Origin of the sequence: Corynebacterium sp. HMSC077G07, from assembly GCF_001809225.1 — a bacterium.
GTDB lineage: Bacteria > Actinomycetota > Actinomycetes > Mycobacteriales > Mycobacteriaceae > Corynebacterium > Corynebacterium jeikeium_D.
The window spans coordinates 23300-41217 of the sequence record NZ_KV796521.1 but is presented as its reverse complement, the minus strand read 5'-3'; the positions used below and the strand labels follow the sequence as shown (position 1 = coordinate 41217).

Sequence of the window (17918 nt, the reverse complement as noted above, 5' to 3'; positions counted from 1 at the left end):
ACACACACTTCCGAGCGGAGAGCCATCATCTAGTGCCTGGAGTAATGCCCTAATTTAAGCGAGCCGACGGGCAGAAGTCTAGGCGGTAACAAAACGCTGCCTCGCAACCTAAAAGCGCGAAACAGTACATAAACAACAAAAGAGCCGATTACCTTTCGCAGTGGGAAAGGAATCGGCTCTTCTGCAAGGCAGTTAAACCTGCCTCATATTCAACGTTGCAGTAATCCTATGTGGACAACCGGGGGTTGTTCTTAGGAGTTATTCTCAACGATGCTGACAATGCGGCGGTTGCGGCGGGTACCGAACTCGACTGCGCCTGCCTTCAGAGCGAAGAGAGTGTCGTCGCCGCCACGGCCAACGTTCTCACCCGGGTGGAACGAGGTACCGCGCTGACGAACGAGAATCTCGCCTGCCTTAACCTGCTGGCCGCCGAAGCGCTTCACGCCGAGGCGCTTAGCTTCGGAGTCGCGGCCGTTGCTGGTGCTGGATGCACCCTTCTTAGTAGCCATGATTTTCTCCTAGGGAAAAGCTAATTGGAATTTCGGCGGTTTACTTGGAGACGCCGGTGATCTTCAGAACAGTGAGCGGCTGACGGTGGCCGTAGCGGCGCTTGTAGCCAGTCTTGTTCTTGTAGTGCATGCCGCGGATCTTCGGGCCCTTAGCGGCCTCGACGATCTCTGCGTTAACGGTAACGTTGGCAAGCTTGTCGGCATCCGCAATGACATCTGCGCCATCGACGAGCAGAACCGGGGTGAGAGCCACGGACGAACCCGGCTCACCCTCGATCTTCTCGACCTTGACGAGGTCACCTTCGGCAACCTTGTACTGCTTGCCGCCGGTCTTGACGATCGCGTACATAGGAGGGCTACCCCTTTATCTGAGAAACTCGACTCAAGGAATCCTTGTAATTCCTTGACTGGACAATGGAATTGCGATTAGTTGCGTGTGCAGAACACTTCAGGGACATACCCGAAAGCCAAATCCGAGTAGATTTCCCCGCTCTGGCCGTTTCCTTACCGCCAGCACCTCAAGCGCCAGCGGGCATGACCAGATACGCCTACTAATCAGCGACTGGTCAAGAGTAGCGAAAAATCCCCCTAAATTACAAACTGCCCGAGTAAGACCCTGTCCCCCATTGGTTTTCACGGTCTTCTCGGGCAGTTTCCGAAGCCACTTTCCACCCCCTGCTTTAGGGGACGAAAAACAGCCTCCTATCTGGCCTTATTCCAGATTTTTAATACCTAGTTCCGGCCGCTTCGGCGCACCGCACGACGCACTCGGCGGCGACGATTGGCCGGTTTCTTCTGCGGCACCGCAGCACCGCGATTAGCCTGCTTCTGCTCTGGCTTAGTAGCGCGGTTTGAAGTGCCCTGTCGCTGCTTCGGCGCAGTCGCTCCAGCATCGCTTTGCGACGAGACCCTGCGCACCGCCCGACGGCGATTACGGCGAGCTCCCGTGCCCTGGACCGCTACCACTTCAACCCGCGACTTGCCCGAGCGACGGCCACCGCCACTGCGGTTGGCGCTGCGGTTGCTGTCATCGTGGTTGTCTTTTGCACGATCTCCGCCCTTGCTGCCTTCTGCGTCCGCCTTTGGCTTAGTGGACTCGAAGTCCTCGCGACGCGGTGCGCGATCCGAGCGGGAGTTACCGCGAGTCGGACGACGACGGCGTGGGGAACGCTCGAACGCCTCCTTAGCCTCCTCATAGGTCTGGGACTCCGTGGCCGCAGCCTTGGCGGTCTTGTTAGCGTTGCCACCCTTGTCATCCTCGGCTGGCTCCCGCACATCTGTGGTGGAAGCTGCCTGGGACTCGGTCTGAGGCGCAGTGGTCTCATCCACAGCCGTACGACGAACAGCGCGACGACGGCGACGTCGAGCACTGGCGCTGCTGGAGCGTTCAGCGTCGCCACGGCCTCCACGGCCGCCACCGTTATCGGCGATGTTGGCGCGCTCAGCACGAGCCGGGCGCTCCGAACGCTTGCGACGATCGCCATGTTCTTCGTCGCGGTCATCAGCGTCGCGTGCAGCCGAATCAACGGCGACATGCTCCGCTACCCGGCGACGCGTAGCCCGACGGCGGCGGCGCTGTCCCTCCTGCGGCATGTAACGGTCATCCGATGGCTCTTCCGGATCCTTCTCACGGGCTTCCGCAACAGCTGCGGCAGCCAGAGCAGCCAGGTCATCGGAGCCCCCCGAACGCTCGTTGCGCTCATCACGCTCGCGGCGCTCCTGACGGCCATTGCCGTCCTGTCGCTGCTCATCGTTTCGGCTCTGGCTCTTACGAACCCGGCGACGACGCGGTGGCTTCGGCTCATCGTTCCCAGAAGAGACGATGACAGCTTCGACAGCAGCTGCAACTCGCTTGTCGGCTGCGTCTTTATCGCGCTGGTTGGTCTCCGCGTCGTCGTCACGCGTTGCCTTGGAAGTGCCGGCCTGGTCGCCCTGATCGCGGTGCATGGCGAGCGCGGCCGGGTGGTTGGCCGGATTGTGCTCCGAGCGCGACTTGTTGCGGCGCTTGGACTTACCCTGCTCTTCGTTGCGGCGACCGTTCTTGTGACCACGGCCCTGATTGTCCTGCTCGACCGGATCGATGTGGATAATCAGACCACGGCCATTACAGCAGCTACACGGCGTGGAGAAGGTCTCCAGCAGGCCTGTGCCCAGACGCTTGCGCGTCATCTGGACGAGGCCGAGCGAGGTCACCTCGGAGACCTCGTGACGCGAGCGGTCGCGGCCGAGCGCCTCCTTCAGACGGCGCAGCACCAAGTCCTGGTTTTCCGGCAGCACCATGTCGATAAAGTCGACGACGATCATGCCGCCCAGATCGCGCAGACGCATCTGGCGGACGATTTCCTCAGCGGCCTCCAGGTTGTTGCGAGTGACCGTCTCTTCCAGGTTTCCGCCAGCACCGGTGAACTTACCCGTGTTGACGTCGATGACCGTCATGGCCTCGGTGCGGTCGATGACCAGCGTGCCACCCGAGGGCAGCCAGACCTTGCGGTCGAGTGCCTTGGCCAGCTGCTCATCGATGCGGAAGTGCTCGAAGACGTCAGCGCCGCCGTGCTCCTTGGCGAAGTAGCGCTGCAGACGCGGCTCCAGCTCCGGTGCCAGGTCGCCGATGTAGTCCGTCACTGTGTTCCACGGACGGTCGCCCTCCACCACAAGACGCGAGAAGTCCTCGTTGAAGACATCGCGGACGACCTTGACCAGCATGTCCGGCTCTTCGTACAGCGCAATCGGCTTTGCCCCGCGCTTCGCCTTCGCCGCCTCGGAGGCTTCCCAGATTTCCTGCCACTGCGATTCCAGGCGCTTAATGTCGGCCTCGATGGCCTCCTTGGACACGCCCTCGGCCGCGGTGCGAATAATCGTGCCCGAGCCCTCCGGCGTAACCTCACTCAGAATCGACTTCAGGCGCTTGCGCTCCGGCTCCGGCAGCTTGCGGGAAATACCCGCGCTCCGGCCGCCCGGCACGTACACCAGGAATCGACCAGCCATCGAAATGTGAGTGGTCAGACGCGCGCCCTTGTGACCAATCGGATCCTTGGACACCTGGACCAGAATCTGGTCGCCGGCCTTCAGCGCGTGTTCAATCTTGCGCGAACGCGATTTCGTGCCCAGCAGCTTCCAGTTCAGGTCACCTACGTAAATGACACCGTTGCGGTCGGTTCCGATATCAATGAACGCCGCTTCCATGCTGGGTAGGACGTTCTGCACGCGACCGAGGTAGATATTGCCGATCTGCGTGGTCTGCGTGTCAGAGGTAACGAAGTGCTCGACCAACAGGTCATCTTCCAGCACACCCACCTCAGTGACAATGCCCGAGTGGTCATGGCGCTTGCGCTCACGCACTACCATCGTGCGCTCCACCGACTCACGGCGAGCCAGGAACTCAGCCTCCGAGATCACGTGGCGCTTGCGCGATTCCTCACGACGTTCGATACGGCGACGGCGCTGCGCCTCCAGGCGAGTCGAGCCCTTAATCGCCTGCGGCTCTTCGACCGCCTCGCGGGTTTCCGCCTCCTCGCGCTCTGCCTTTTCGGTGGTCTTCTCCGCCTGCTGAGCATCATCATTACGACGCCCACGTCCACGACGGCGACGGCGCGGCCGCGGCTGACGCTCCGTTTCGCTTGACGACGAGCCGTCCTGCCCCTCCCCCGCGTTGTCATCGGAATCCTGGTTGGAGGCACCGCTGTCAGCCGAAGCTGCATCCTCGGTGGCCGAATTCTTGGCCGTGGCCGGTACAGCCTGCGGAGCCAGGAAGATAGGCGCAAACGCGGTCTGCTCTTCCGCAACCGGCGGCTCCGGGACTACCGGCGGCTCGATGTCCTGCAGGGCTTCGCCCTGAGTTGCCTGTGTATCCTGCGGCTCTTGCGTTTTCTGCGGCTCTTGCGCTTCCTGAGCTTCCTCTGCCACTGGAGCGCTGGTCGTGCGGACCGCACGGCGAACTCGGCGGCCACGACGTGTGGTCACTGCAGCGCTCTTTGCAGCAGGTGCTTCGGCGGAAGCTTCCTCAGCGGAGGTTTTCTCAGCGGTCTCGGCTACGGTGTCGGCAGCCTTCTTATCGGAAGCATTCTTGTCTGCAGCCTTCTTCGACGACGACTGAACGACAGCCTCAACAGCTTCCTCGACGACCGAGTTCGAGTCCTTCTGCTCGTCCTTCGCAGCGGTTTCTTCCGGAGCACCAGCGGTCTTCTTCACAGCCCGCTTACGCGTTGCTCGCTTCTTAGTCGTGCTCTTCTTCTCTGCGCTCTTCTTCTCTGCGCTCTGCTTCTCTGCGCTCTGCTTTGCCGAGGATTTTCTAGCCGAGGCCTTCTTGGTGTCCTTCTTCTCGGTCACTTCCTCGGCAGGCGCTGCGTCCGACTCCGCTTCGCTCTTGGCTGCCTTCGGCGCAGCCTTCTTTGTGGCCTTCTTCGCAGCCGACTTCTTGCCGCTCTTCTTCGCAGCTGGCTTCTTCTCGGACTTAGCTGCAGTTTGCTCGTCCGACTTCTCATCTGCCGCGTTCGGCTTACCTGCCGACTGTTTTTCCTTCGCGGCTGGCTTTTCGCCGGTTGGCTTGGTCGCAGCGGATCCGTCGTCAAGCGAGGCATCCTCTGGATGATCACCGATGAAATTCAGCACTGCGTCGAGCTGATTTTGATTAATGGTGGACGCAGCGGACTTTACGACGATCCCCGCGTGCCCCAGTGCTTCGATGGTTTCCTTCGAGGTCAACCCCAAGCTCTTGGCCAGGTGGTGGACTCGGGTTTTCAGAGCCGCTGACTCACGATCAAATTCGCGTGCCTTAGCGACAACATCCTGGCTGAAATTTGCCACTGTATTTGTTTCTCCTTGACACCCCACCACGCAAAACCCGACAACAGGAAGCACACTCTTTGTCATTCCATGTGCGCCTACATCCGTTGTGGCCTTGGAAACCAGGCGGAGCAACGATGTTGCGACAGCCACTTCATTTGCGCCAAATGCGCAGATAGAGGGCCGAAAACGATGAACAATTATGAAAGTCTTATTGGCAGGCCTACCGGCTGACTCGGGGATTCAGCGATCACATGCGGCATATTTCATCCGCCGGAGCGAACTCCCGGGCACTACTGCTGCTGTCCATTGTCGCACATATCGAGCAGGTGGCGCGCACCGACATTGGTGGCGGCGGGCCAATCCGAGTTACTGACTGCGTTTATGACAGAAATGGCCTGAAAAATTGCCGGAAAGTGTCATAAACTCCTACAGTTTCACATTTGCAGCCCGTGCCCGCATTCACACGTGCAGCCCGCTGAAGGGCCGCCCCACGGTCGTCGACAAGCAAAAAGCGCCGAACCGGCAAACAATTGCTTGCTCAGTTCGGCGCCAGTTCAACGCTCACGGGTCAATGCTGAACCGTCAACGTTTAGAGGTTCGGGAACCAAATACCAATCTCGCGCTCAGCGGACTCCGGGGAATCGGAACCGTGAACAACGTTGTTAGCAACCTCAAGTGCGAAGTCACCGCGGATGGAGCCCGGAGTTGCGGCCTCAACCGGGTTAGTGCCGCCAGCGAGCTGACGCCAAGCAGCGATTGCGTTCGGGCCCTCGATAACACCAGCGACCAGCGGTGCAGAGGTGATGAAATCAACCAGCTCACCAAAGAACGGCTTATCGACGTGCTCTGCGTAGTGCTCCTTCGCAGTTGCCTCGTCAGCAACACGGAGGTCAAGCGCGACCAGCTTCAGGCCCTTGCGCTCGATGCGGGAGATAACTTCGCCGACCAGACCGCGGGAAACGCCGTCCGGCTTGATCAGAATAAGAGTACGTTCAGTCATGGTGAGCATCATACTATGACAAACCCCGCTGCACCGGAGTGGTGGTGCAGCGGGGTGAAAGTCGCGACTACGAGCGCGGGAGACTTACGAGTGCTGGGTGGTCAACAGACCGCGCTCCATACGCTGGAGGAGGTTCTTCCGCAGATGCAGAATGTAGGCCCACACCAGGGCGAAGAAAATACCCACCACGCCCATAGACACGTGCGTGAAGATAGCCAGCACACCAAAGACCTGCAGCACAATGTTCGCCTTCAGTGCCCAAGGCTGCTTCTGCAGGAAGGCCATCGCAATCAGAGCCAAGCCCAGGATGGTGATGTACGTAACCGAGAAGGTCTGGTTAATCTGGCCGTCGGGAATGCGCGTGACCACAGTCAGACCAAGCAGCACCGAAATAGCCTGCATAATCAGCGTGCCGGACATAACACCGCGCAGACCCTTCAGCGGGTCCTTAGCCGGATCGTGTCCCGCACCGAGCGGGCCATACTTGCCGCCCTCACTCAGGTCACGCCCCTCGCGGTAGGCGCGCAGGGCCTCGCGGTCGGCAGCGGTGTAATCCTCCGCGCCATTGCCCTGTGGCTGGCTCGCCTGAGATTCGCTCATTGCGGGTCCTTTCCAAATAGTGTCCGGGCTTCGCCCGCAGTGACAACAGATCCAGTGACGATCACACCGGAACCAGAGACAATACCGTCTCCGGTGTCGGTTTCCTCAGCCAGCGCTACAGCTAGCTCAACGGCGGACGGCAGAGTCGGTACGCGATGCACGCGCTCCTCGCCGAAAATCTCCTCCGCGAGGTCAGCCAGGTCGTCGTAGTGCAGCGCACGCGGCGATGTGTTCTGGGTAATAACCACTTCTTCGAAGTAAGGCTCCAGCTCCACCAGCAGCCCACGAGCATCCTTCTCCCCCAGCACCGACAGCACACCAATCACACGGCGGAAGTCGAACTCAGCGGAGAGGGCCGTGCGTAGCGCACGGGCACCGTGCGGATTGTGGGCGGCATCGATAAACACCGTCGGGGTCGAGCGCACGCGCTCCAGACGGCCGGGCGATGCGACCGTCGCAAAGCCTTCGCGAACCGCATCAATGTTGAGCGGACGCCCCGGACCTGCGCCGAAGAACGCCTCCACCGCAGCCAGTGCTGTGGCTGCGTTACGCGCCTGATGCGGACCGTGCAGCGGCAGATGGATATCGTCATACTCGCCGGCCAGGCCCTTGAGCGTCAGGTTCTGCCCGCCGACCGCCAGCTGATGACTGACGACGCCGTACTCAACTCCGGCGCGGGCGACGGAGGCGTCCATTTCCACGGCACGTCGCAAAACGACGTCCATTGCTTCCGGCTCTTGCTCGCCGACAATGGCGACATTGTCCGGTGGCGTGAGCAAGTCGTCCTTGTTCCACCGCGACTTGATGATGCCGGCCTTCTCAGAAGCGATTTCAGCCAGGGTATCGCCGAGGTACTCCGTGTGATCGAGACCGATTGGGCAGATGACTGCCACGTCGGCCTCCACCACGTTGGTCGCATCCCATGTGCCACCCATGCCGACTTCCACCACGGCGACATCGACAGGAGCGTCGGTGAAGGCAGCGTAGGCCATGGCCGTGAGGACCTCGAACTTACTCATCTGCGGGCCGCCCTTTTCGGCGGACTTGGCGTCAACCATTTCCACGTAGGGCTGAATCTCGCGCCAGATGCGCACGTAATCGCGTGGATGAATGGGCTGGCCATCGATGGCGATGCGCTCGGTAACCAGCTGCAGATGCGGACTGGTGGTGCGGCCGGTGCGACGACCGAGAGCGCGCACCAGCGACTCAATCATGCGCACAGTGGAAGTCTTGCCATTCGTGCCGGCAACGTGAATGACCGGAGTGGCACGCTCAGGATGGCCAAGGATGTCCATCAGCATCTCGATTCGCTCGAGCGACGGGTCAATCTTGGTCTCCGGCCAGCGCTGATCCAGCTCGGCTTCCACCTCTGCGAGCTCGCGCAGCTCCTCGGCGGTGGCCTCCAGCGGAGCCGGCTCATTGACTGGGCGATCCACATCCACCGGCAGGCTCAGGCCTTCCTCGGACACGGAGACCTCACCGAGGCGCATGTCATCGGGCATGCGGTCATCAGCCATCACACCGGCGATTTCGCGAGGTTCGAGGTCCTCGACGATCTGGGAGTCAGCCGGATCGAATTCGAACTCAGGCGCTGCAGTGGACTCCTCTCGCAGCGCAGACTCTTCCTGCGTCACCGAATCGTCGCCGCCACCAAGATTCAAACGAATCTCCCCTGCAATCTCATCGTGTGATTCAGCACCCCGAGGTTCGATATCCCGTGGTTCGGTCATGCCTGCGGAAGTCCCTCCAAACGAGCCTTAATGCGGTCAATTTCCTCCAGTGCGAACTGGTGGCGAGTCTTGATCTTCTCCACGACCTGCTCCGGAGCCTTGGACAAGAAGGCCTCGTTGCCGAGCTTCTTTTCGGTGCCGGCCAGTTCCTTCTCGGCCTTGGCCAGGTCTTTTTCCAGGCGCTTGCGTTCAGCGGCCACGTCGACGGTGCCGGAGGTATCCAGCTCGATCAGGACCGTGGCCTGAGACAGGCGCACCTCAATGGAAGCGGTAGCGGTGAAGCCGTCCTCCGGTGCCTCAGCACGAGCCAGCGAACGAATCATCTCTTCCTGAGCAGTCAGATCAGCATCCGCCAGGTTCATGCGTGCCGGCACGCGCTGCGACGGCTTCACACCCTGGTCATTGCGGAAACGACGCAGCTCGGTGACCAACTTCTGGGCATCGGCAATACGACGTGCGGCAACCTCATCAACAGCAGCGCCGTCGGTGGTCATGGTTGCATCCGGCCAGGCGGAAATAACCAGAGAGTCCTCGAAGCCCTCCGCGCCGTCGGTAAGCGCCTTCCACAGCGTCTCCGTGACGAACGGCATGGACGGGTGTAGCAGACGCAGTAGCGTATCCAGCACGCGGCCTAGAACCAGACGAGTGGAGGCGGCTCGGGCGGCCTGCTCCTCGGTCATGGTCTCGCCGTCATTCAGGCGTGGGAAGTCAACCTTGGTCATCTCCAGGTACCAGTCACAGACCTCGTCCCATGCGAAGTGGTAGAGGGCCTCGTTGGCCTTGGAGAACTCGTACTTATCCAGCGCAGAGTCGACTTCGGCGCGGACCTGTTCCAGGCGGTCCAAGATCCAGCGGTCGGTGTCGGTGAGCTGGTCACGGTCCGGCAGCTCGCCCACGTGGGCACCGTTCATCAGTGCAAAGCGGGTGGCGTTGAACAGCTTGGTAGCGAAGTTACGGGAGCTCTGTGCGGCGTCGTTACCGACCGGCAGGTCAGAGCCCGGGTTAGCGCCACGAGCCAGCGTGAAGCGAAGTGCGTCCGCACCGTAATCACGCACCCAGTCCAGCGGGTCAATGCCGTTGCCGAGAGACTTCGACATCTTGCGACCCTGCTCATCGCGGACCAGACCGTGCAGGAAGACATCCTTGAACGGCACCTGCGGACGACCGTCGCGACCCTTGCCCAGCGGTGAATCAGGCAGGGTGGCAGCAAAGGTCGAGAACATCATCATGCGCGCGACCCAGAAGAACAGAATGTCGTAGCCGGTGACCAGCACGGATGTCGGGTAGAACTTCTCCAGCTCTGGGGTGGCGTCCGGCCAACCCATCGTGGAAAACGGCCACAGCGCAGAGGAGAACCAGGTATCCAGCACATCCGGATCCTGCGTCCAGCCGTCGCCCGTCGGGACCTCATCATCCGGGCCGACACAGACGACCTCGCCATTCGGGCCGTACCAGATCGGGATGCGGTGGCCCCACCACAGCTGACGGGAAATACACCAGTCGTGCATGTCATCGACCCAGTCGAACCAGCGCGGCTCCTGCGAAGCCGGGTGAATAACCGTGTCGCCCTCGCGAACAGCATCGCCGGACATCTTGGCCAGCTCATCGACCTTAACGAACCACTGCAAGCTCAGCAGCGGCTCAATCGGCTCACCCGAGCGCTCCGAGTGACCAACCGAGTGAACATACGGGCGAATCTCCTTGACAATGCGTCCCTGCTCACGCAGCGCCTCCGTCAGCGCAGTACGGGCTTCCGCACGATCCATGCCGTCGAAACGCGTGCCAGTGTTGAAGATACGGCCAGTGGTGTCGATGACCTCCGGCATATCCAGGTCGTGGCGCTGGCCCATAGCGAAGTCATTCGGATCGTGCGCCGGCGTGATCTTCACCGCGCCGGTACCGAACTCGCGGTCCACGTAGTCATCGGCGATGACCTGAATCTTCAGGTCCTCGCGGAACGGGTGGTCCAGAACCTTGCCCACCAGGTGCGTGTAGCGCTCATCCTCCGGGTGCACGGCAATTGCCACGTCACCCAGCATCGTCTCCACACGAGTCGTCGCCACAACAATGGAGTCCTCCCCATCGCCGTAGCGGAAAGACACGAGCTCGCCTTCAGCGTCCTCGTACTTGACCTCAATATCCGAGATTGCAGTCTGCAGCACTGGCGACCAGTTGACCATGCGCTTGGCGCGGTAAATCAGGCCGCGGTCAAACAGTTCCTTAAAAATCGTCTGAACCGCACGGGACAGGCCCTCGTCCAGAGTGAAGCGCTCACGGGACCAATCCAGGGAGTCACCAATCTGGCGCATCTGGTTGCCGATACGTCCGCCGTAATCGTGCTTCCACTCCCAGACCTTCTCCACGAATTCCTCGCGGCCGTAATCGAAGCGGTCCTTACCTTCGGACTCCTTCAGCATCGCCTCGACCTTGGTCTGAGTTGCGATACCCGCGTGGTCCATACCCGGCAGCCACAGCACCTCGTAGCCCTGCATGCGCTTACGGCGCACCAGCGCATCCATCAAAGTGTGGTCCAGTGCGTGGCCCATGTGCAGCTGACCCGTCACATTCGGCGGGGGCAGCACAATAGAGTAAGCCGGCTTGGAGCTAGACGGATCAGCCTCGAAATAGCCAGCGTCTACCCAGCCCTGGTACAGGTCCGACTCCACGTCAGCCGGGTTCCACGACTTGGGCAACTTATCTGCTCTGTTTAGGTCCACGTTGTTCTCAGTCACGCGTCACATCTTAGCGCCTTGCCCGGATTTGGTTTTCCAGGGGCTTTACGACGGCCCTTGCGCCCCACCCATATCTGCTATCAGCGACTTATGCACCGCCGAATTCAAGCCTTATTCTCGCTCCGAACCAAACCGTGATTACCGCGCAAAATAAAAGCGCTCTCTTGTGAAATCATCACAAGAGAGCGCCTCTAAACGGCCGTTGAACAGCTCTTAGACCAGCAGGTCCTTAACAGCCTCGCGCTCTTCGCGCAGTGCCTTGACGTTGCGCTCGATGCCAGCGCGCTGAACCTCGGAGAGATCCAGGCCCTCAACGCGAACCCACTCGCCGTCCTTGGCGTAGCACGGAACACCAGCGACCAGGCCCTCGTCGATGCCGTAGGAGCCGTCGGACGGAAGTGCGACAGAGACCCACTCGCCCTCTGGGGTACCCGTGACCCAGTCACGCATGTGGTCAACTGCGGCAGCTGCAGCGGAAGCTGCGGAGGAAGAACCGCGGACCTCGATGATTTCTGCGCCACGCTTCGCGACACGCGGGATGAAGTCCTGCTCGACCCATGCAGCGTCAACCTTGTCGGAGACCTTCTCGCCTGCAATGGTGGCGTAGGTGATGTCCGGGAACTGGTCTGCGGAGTGGTTACCCCAGACGATCATGTTCTTGATCTCAGTGGTCGGAACACCAATCTTTTGCGACAGCTGGGACAGGGAACGGTTGTGGTCCAGGCGCATCATGGCAGTGAAGCGCTCTGCCGGGATGTCCTTAGCGTGGGAAGCGGCAATCATGGTGTTGGTGTTGGCCGGGTTGCCGACAACCAGAACCTTGATGTCGTCTGCTGCATGATCGTTCAGTGCGGCACCCTGCGGACCGAAGATCTTGCCGTTGGCACCCAGCAGTGCGGAGCGCTCCTCGCCCTTGCCGCGCGGCTTTGCACCGACCAGGAATGCGGCGTTGGCACCGTCGAATGCCTTTGCCGAATCATCGGTGATGTTGATGCCAGTCAGAAGCGGGAAGGCGGAGTCAAACAGCTCCATGGCGACGCCTTCGGTGGCGTGCAGCGCCGGAGTGATCTCCAGCAGGTTCAACTCAACCGGGGTCTCAGGGCCGAAAACCGAACCGCTGGCAATGCGGAAGAGCAGGGAGTAAGCGATCTGTCCGGCGGCGCCGGTAACTGCAACCTTTACGGGAGTCTTGTTCACTTCAGGCCTTTCTCGAGAGAGAATCAATTCGCTGCCCACTCTAATGCGACTACAGAATTGGCGCAGACGGGGGCGACGGGCTCAGGCCAATTCTGAAAAACGGATAGCATTAGGCATGACTTACGGTCATGTACTCATTTCACTAGAAAGAAGTCCGCGACCGAGCAATTTCACCCCCGTTAGATAGCCAAAACCCCTTAGTCTCTCTCTAGTCCAAGCAAAGGATTTTCATGAAGTCTCCAGGCTCCTCTGATGCAATCCCCCATGCAGTCTTGGTGGCAGCACTTCAAGAATTCACCGCAAAGGGGTATGCAGATGCCCGTTTGGATGCCATTGCTGCCGCCTCTGGTGTCTCCAAGCGCATGCTTCACTACCACTGTGGTGACAAGTTGGGACTCTACAGGGCGACGTGGGCACATGTGCTGGAGACCGTAAGGCCTGACGACGACGACCTGCGCCCGCACTCCAATGTGCCGGTGGAAGCCCTGCAGCATGTGGTCGGTGTTATCTATGACTACTTCTCGGCGAACCCGCTCGCCGTGCGGTTCATCATCCAGGAAAACCTACATCCGGTCCTGCCGCTAGAAGGCGTGACTGGGCTTGGTGGTCAGAGCCCAATTGTTTTGGAGTTTGACCGCATCTTGTTGCTCGGCCGCGATTACGGTGCATTCCGCACTGACATTTCCGCACTTGATCTTTATATTCTCGTGCTCTCACTGGCCACCTTCCCCACCCTGCACCAACGGACTTTTGAAAACCTCTACGGCATTGAAATGCAGTCGACGGTGCTGTCGGACAAGCTGCGTGAGTTCGCACAGGACACCGTGACCAGCCTGTTGACATCCTCGCCTCGCAACGAACCGGGAAGCTCGTACACTTCCTTGCTGGCCTCCCATGGCGCGAACTCGTCCGCGCTTGGCGCAGAGGTCTATGGCGATCAGCCCAACCCAGAGACTCAGGACTTGGCTGCTGATGATGCCCCGGATTACCGCGACATCTACGGCATGGACGACTAGGGCTCCACACAGACATCAAAACCCGGTTAGAGCAGGCGCTCTAACCGGGTTTTCAGCTACCTTTACGCAGTCTTCTTGTCCGCGCTGCGTTCAACGAGTTCTGGCGCTGCACCGTCCGTGATGCATTCCTTGTGGACAATGACCTCCGCAACGTCGTCACGCTCTGGTACGTCGAACATCACGGGAACCAAGATTTCTTCCATGATGCCGCGCAGACCACGGGCGCCGGTATTGCGGCTAATCGCCTTGGCAGCAATGGCGCGCAGTGCCTCGTCGTCGATGGTGAGGCGCACACCATCCATGTCGAACAGGTGCTGGTATTGGCGGACCAGGGAGTTCTTGGGCTCGGTGAGTACGCGAACCAGCGCGTCCTCATCGAGGTTGGTGACCGATGCGATGACGGGCAGGCGACCAATGAACTCAGGGATCAGGCCGAATCGAACGAGGTCCTCCGGCAGCACGTCGCGGAATGGATCCTTCATATCCGCGTCGTTAGCCGAGGTGACATCTGCGCCGAAGCCCAGCCCCTTCTTACCGACACGCTCCTGCACGACCTTCTCCAGACCGGCAAACGCACCGGCGACGATGAACAGGACATTGGAGGTGTCGAACTGAATGAACTCCTGGTTTGGCAGCTTGCGCCCACCCTGCGGGGGCACGGCGGCTACGGTTCCCTCGAGAATCTTCAGCAGCGCCTGCTGCACACCTTCACCGGAGACATCGCGAGTGATAGAGGTGTTTTCAGACTTACGCGAGATCTTGTCAATCTCATCGACGTAAATGATGCCGCGCTGCGCCTTCTCGACGTCGAAATCAGTAGCCTGCAGCAACTTCAGCAGGATGTTCTCCACATCCTCACCGACATAGCCGGCCTCGGTCAGGCTGGTGGCGTCAGCGATTGCGAACGGCACATCCAGCTTGCGAGCCAGCGTCTGTGCCAGGTAGGTCTTGCCACAGCCTGTCGGCCCCAGCAAGAGAATGTTCGACTTCTGTAGCTCGACGTCGTTGTCCGACTTGGTCTCTGCAGCACGAAGGCGCTTGTAGTGGTTGTAGACCGCGACGGCTAGGGTGCGCTTTGCCATGTCCTGGCCGATGACGTACTCATCGAGGAAGTCGCGAATTTCCATCGGACGCGGCAGGCGGTCGTCGTTGCCAGTTGCCTCGCCGCCGGTGTTGAGCTCCTCTTCAATAATCTCGTTGCAGAGCTCGATGCACTCATTACAGATGTACACACCAGGTCCGGCAATCAGCTTTTTGACCTGCTTCTGACTCTTTCCACAGAAAGAGCACTTCAGCAAATCCGCACTTTCTTGCATACGCGCCATGAGGCTCCCGCCGCCGCCTTTCCGCTTCGTTGCCAATAACTGCTTCAGACCAGCCTACCGTGAGTGTGCGCAAATACCGGCTTCCACGCCAGGGGCGAGGCGAATTTCACGCGATCTCGCCCGGTGCTTTACGACGGCCAGTGCGCAGCACTCCAAAGAGACCATGTCCCCATTTAGGCGTTGTGCTTGCGGTACTCGAAGACCTGGTCGATGATGCCGTACTCGACGGCCTCTTCAGCGGTCAGGATCTTGTCACGGTCGGTGTCCTTGCGGATCTGCTCTGCAGTGCGACCGGAGTGGCGAGCCAACGTCTCCTCCATCAGCTTGCGCATGCGCTCGATTTCGTTCGCCTGAATCTCCAGGTCGGAAACCTGGCCCTGGATTCCCTGGGTAGCCGGCTGATGAATGAGAACGCGCGCATTCGGCAGAGCTGCACGCTTACCCGGTGCACCCGCAGCGAGCAGCACGGCTGCCGCGGAGGCAGCCTGGCCCAGGCACACGGTCTGCACGTCGGGACGCACGTACTGCATCGTGTCGTAGATGGCCATCAGCGAGGTGAAGGAGCCGCCTGGGGAGTTGATGTACATCGTGATGTCACGATCCGGGTCCAGCCCCTCGAGCACCAGCAGCTGCGCCATGATGTCGTTAGCGGCAGTATCGTCGACCTGGGAGCCGAGGAAGATAATGCGCTCTTCGAAGAGCTTGTTGTATGGGTTGGATTCCTTAGCACCAAAGCTGGAGTGCTCCACGAAAGAAGGAAGCACGTAGCGCGACTGCGGCATCTGCATATTGTTCATCTCCATGTTGATTAAATCGCCTCTAATTATTCGCTACTGTCCGCTTTTAGCGTGCGGTGTCCTTGAGAGCGGTCACGACGTGGTCAACCAGGCCGTATTCCTTAGCCTCAGCTGCGGTAAACCAGCGGTCGCGGTCCGAGTCTTCCTCAATGCGCTCGACCGGCTGACCGGTGTGCTGCGCAATCAGACGAGCCATCTCCTTCTTGGTGGCAGCGAACTGCTCAGCCTGAATGGTGATGTCGGATGCGGTACCGCCAATACCTGCAGATGGTTGGTGCATCATAATGCGGGCGTGCGGCAGTGCGTAACGCTTGCCCTTAGCACCTGCGGCGAGCAGGAACTGACCCATGGAAGCTGCCAAGCCCATGCCGTAGGTAGCCACGTCGCACGGAACAAACTGCATGGTGTCGTAAATGGCCATGCCGGCGGTGACGGAGCCACCCGGGGAGTTAATGTACAGCGAGATATCCGCCTCCGGGTCCTCAGCTGCCAGGAGCAGCATCTGACCGCAGAGCTTGTTGGCAATCTCGTCGTCGACCTGCTCACCCAGCCAAATAATGCGCTCCTTGAGCAGCTTGTCGAAAACCGTGTTCGTCGACATCTGGGCGTTATCGCTCATCTGTGTACTCCTTCTTCGTACGTGTGCGAGTTTGTCGTTCACTAGAGGGTAACGAAAAGGGCCGTCCCTTTGTTTCAGGAACGGCCCTTGTTCGCTATAAGCGTTGCAGCATAAGGAATGCGTCGCGCTAACGGCGGGGCTTACTCAGCCGAGTTGTCCTCAGCCTTGTCGGACTCAGCCTTCTCAGCCTCAGCTTCGACCTCACCGAAGTACTCGTTCAGATCGATTTCGTTGCCCTCAGTGTCCTTGGCGGAAGCCTTCAGGATCGAGGTGGCCAGAGCCTTGCCGCGGCGAACGTCTGCAAACAGGTTGCCGAGCTGGCCGGACTGCTGAATCTGCTGGATGAACTGGTTCGGGTCCATGCCGTAGGACTGAGCAGTGAACAGGATGTGGTCGGTGAGCTCCTGCTGGGAAACGTCCGGCTGGATCTCCTCAGCCAGTGCATCCAGGAACAGCTGGGTGCGAACAGCTTCCTCAGCGGACTTCTTGGAGTCCTCGTCGAACTGCTCACGAGTGGTGCCCTGGGCCTCCAGCATGGAGTTCAGAACCTTCTCGTCGCCGCCGAACTGACCCAGCAGCTGCTGCAGCTGGCCCTCGACCTGCTCCTTGACAACACCCTCCGGAAGAGCGATTGTGGTCTGCTCCATTGCGGCAGCCAGGACCTTGTCGCGGACCTGCTGAGCCTGTTCGCCCTTCTTGGTGTTCTCGACCTGGCGTGCCAGGTCTTCCTTCAGCTCCTCGATGGTGTCGAACTCGGAAGCCATCTGAGCGAAGTCGTCGTCAGCTTCCGGCAGCTCGCGGACCTTGACGGACTGAACGGTAACGGTGACCTGAGCGTCCTCGCCCTCGTGCTCGCCAGCAACCAGCTTGGTGGTGAATTCCTTGGACTCGCCCTGGGACAGGCCAACAACAGCCTCATCCAGGCCGTCAATCAGATCGTCGGAGCCAACCTGGTAGGACAGTCCCTCGGTGGAAGCCTCTTCCAGCTCTTCACCGTCGATAGTGGCGGACAGGTCGATGGAGACGAAGTCATCCTTCTCAACTGCGCGCTCAACGCCGGTCAGGGTGCCGAAGCGAGCGAGCAGGTTCTGCAGCTCAGCCTCAACAGCTTCCTCGTCGGCGACCAGCGGGTCAACCTCAACTGCGATGTCCTCGAACTTCGGCAGCCCAATCTCCGGACGGACGTCGACCTCAGCGGTGAACTCGACGAGCTCGCCGTCTTCCAGCTTGGTGATGTCAACCTCAGGCTGACCGATAACCTTCAGCTCCTCCTCGCGAACGACCTCGTCGTAGCGGGACGGAACCATGTCGTTGAGCACCTGCTCCAGGATTGGGCCGCGGCCGAAGCGGGCCTCAATCAGCTTTGCCGGTGCCTTGCCCTTACGGAAGCCCGGAATCTGGACCTGCTGAGCCAGTGCCTTGTAGGCATTGTCGAACTCTGGCTTCAGCTCGTCAAACGGGACCTCGACGGTAATCTTCACTCGGGTCTCATTGAGCTTCTCAACGGAAGACTTCACTGGTGCACTCTCCTGCAACTCGATGATTAATTCATAGACCACGGGAGTGCCCGTGATACTGGTCGGGGTAGCGGGATTTGAACCCACGGCC

At 60.2% G+C, this 17918-nt stretch carries 13 protein-coding genes; 1 reads left to right on the top strand and 12 read right to left on the bottom strand.

The window, feature by feature from the left end; genetic code table 11:
• Positions 1-251: 251 nt before the first annotated feature.
• The 8 genes from rpmA to HMPREF2562_RS01265 form a co-directional block, all read right to left on the bottom strand.
• The gene (gene rpmA / locus HMPREF2562_RS01300) at positions 252-509 is read right to left on the bottom strand and encodes a 50S ribosomal protein L27 (RefSeq protein ID WP_016422312.1); all 258 of its coding nucleotides are present in this window, start codon (positions 507-509) and stop codon (positions 252-254) included.
• 40 nt (positions 510-549) lie between these two features.
• On the bottom strand, positions 550-858 hold the full coding sequence (gene rplU / locus HMPREF2562_RS01295) for a 50S ribosomal protein L21 (protein WP_005511541.1): 309 nt from the start codon (positions 856-858) through the stop codon (positions 550-552).
• 383 nt (positions 859-1241) lie between these two features.
• On the bottom strand, positions 1242-5312 hold the full coding sequence (locus tag HMPREF2562_RS01290; protein WP_070549433.1) for a translation initiation factor IF-2 N-terminal domain-containing protein: 4071 nt from the start codon (positions 5310-5312) through the stop codon (positions 1242-1244).
• Between the two features lie 571 nt (positions 5313-5883).
• On the bottom strand, positions 5884-6294 hold the full coding sequence (gene ndk / locus HMPREF2562_RS01285; protein ID WP_038629458.1) for a nucleoside-diphosphate kinase: 411 nt from the start codon (positions 6292-6294) through the stop codon (positions 5884-5886).
• A gap of 84 nt (positions 6295-6378) precedes the next feature.
• The gene (locus HMPREF2562_RS01280; RefSeq protein ID WP_049190860.1) at positions 6379-6894 is read right to left on the bottom strand and encodes a DUF4233 domain-containing protein; all 516 of its coding nucleotides are present in this window, start codon (positions 6892-6894) and stop codon (positions 6379-6381) included.
• Positions 6891-8396, bottom strand: coding sequence for a bifunctional tetrahydrofolate synthase/dihydrofolate synthase (locus tag HMPREF2562_RS01275; RefSeq protein ID WP_246819399.1), 1506 nt, complete (start codon positions 8394-8396; stop codon positions 6891-6893). The genes HMPREF2562_RS01280 and HMPREF2562_RS01275 overlap by 4 nt, the downstream gene beginning before the upstream one ends.
• 224 nt (positions 8397-8620) lie before the next feature.
• Positions 8621-11356 (bottom strand): valine--tRNA ligase, encoded by a 2736-nt coding sequence (locus HMPREF2562_RS01270; RefSeq protein ID WP_049170997.1) that lies wholly within the window; start codon positions 11354-11356, stop codon positions 8621-8623.
• 213 nt (positions 11357-11569) lie between these two features.
• Positions 11570-12553, bottom strand: a complete 984-nt coding sequence (locus HMPREF2562_RS01265) for a malate dehydrogenase (RefSeq protein WP_070549432.1) — start codon at positions 12551-12553, stop codon at positions 11570-11572.
• 230 nt (positions 12554-12783) lie between these two features.
• On the opposite strand from HMPREF2562_RS01265, the gene HMPREF2562_RS01260 reads away from it, so the two are divergent.
• A complete protein-coding gene (locus HMPREF2562_RS01260) occupies positions 12784-13569 on the top strand; it encodes a TetR/AcrR family transcriptional regulator (RefSeq protein WP_049190863.1) in 786 nt (261 codons plus the stop codon).
• A 62-nt stretch (positions 13570-13631) separates the two neighbouring features.
• Here the strand turns inward: HMPREF2562_RS01260 and clpX are convergent, their stop codons facing one another.
• From clpX to tig, 4 genes are all read right to left on the bottom strand, one after another.
• The gene (gene clpX, locus HMPREF2562_RS01255; RefSeq protein ID WP_048735141.1) at positions 13632-14894 is read right to left on the bottom strand and encodes an ATP-dependent Clp protease ATP-binding subunit ClpX; all 1263 of its coding nucleotides are present in this window, start codon (positions 14892-14894) and stop codon (positions 13632-13634) included.
• Positions 14895-15067: 173 nt separating this feature from the next.
• The gene (locus tag HMPREF2562_RS01250; protein ID WP_369707172.1) at positions 15068-15691 is read right to left on the bottom strand and encodes an ATP-dependent Clp protease proteolytic subunit; all 624 of its coding nucleotides are present in this window, start codon (positions 15689-15691) and stop codon (positions 15068-15070) included.
• Positions 15692-15737: 46 nt separating this feature from the next.
• Positions 15738-16310, bottom strand: a complete 573-nt coding sequence (locus tag HMPREF2562_RS01245) for an ATP-dependent Clp protease proteolytic subunit (protein WP_016422302.1) — start codon at positions 16308-16310, stop codon at positions 15738-15740.
• 140 nt (positions 16311-16450) lie between these two features.
• A partial coding sequence (tig, locus tag HMPREF2562_RS01240) for a trigger factor (protein ID WP_210384446.1) occupies positions 16451-17918 on the bottom strand: 1468 nt, incomplete at its 5' end.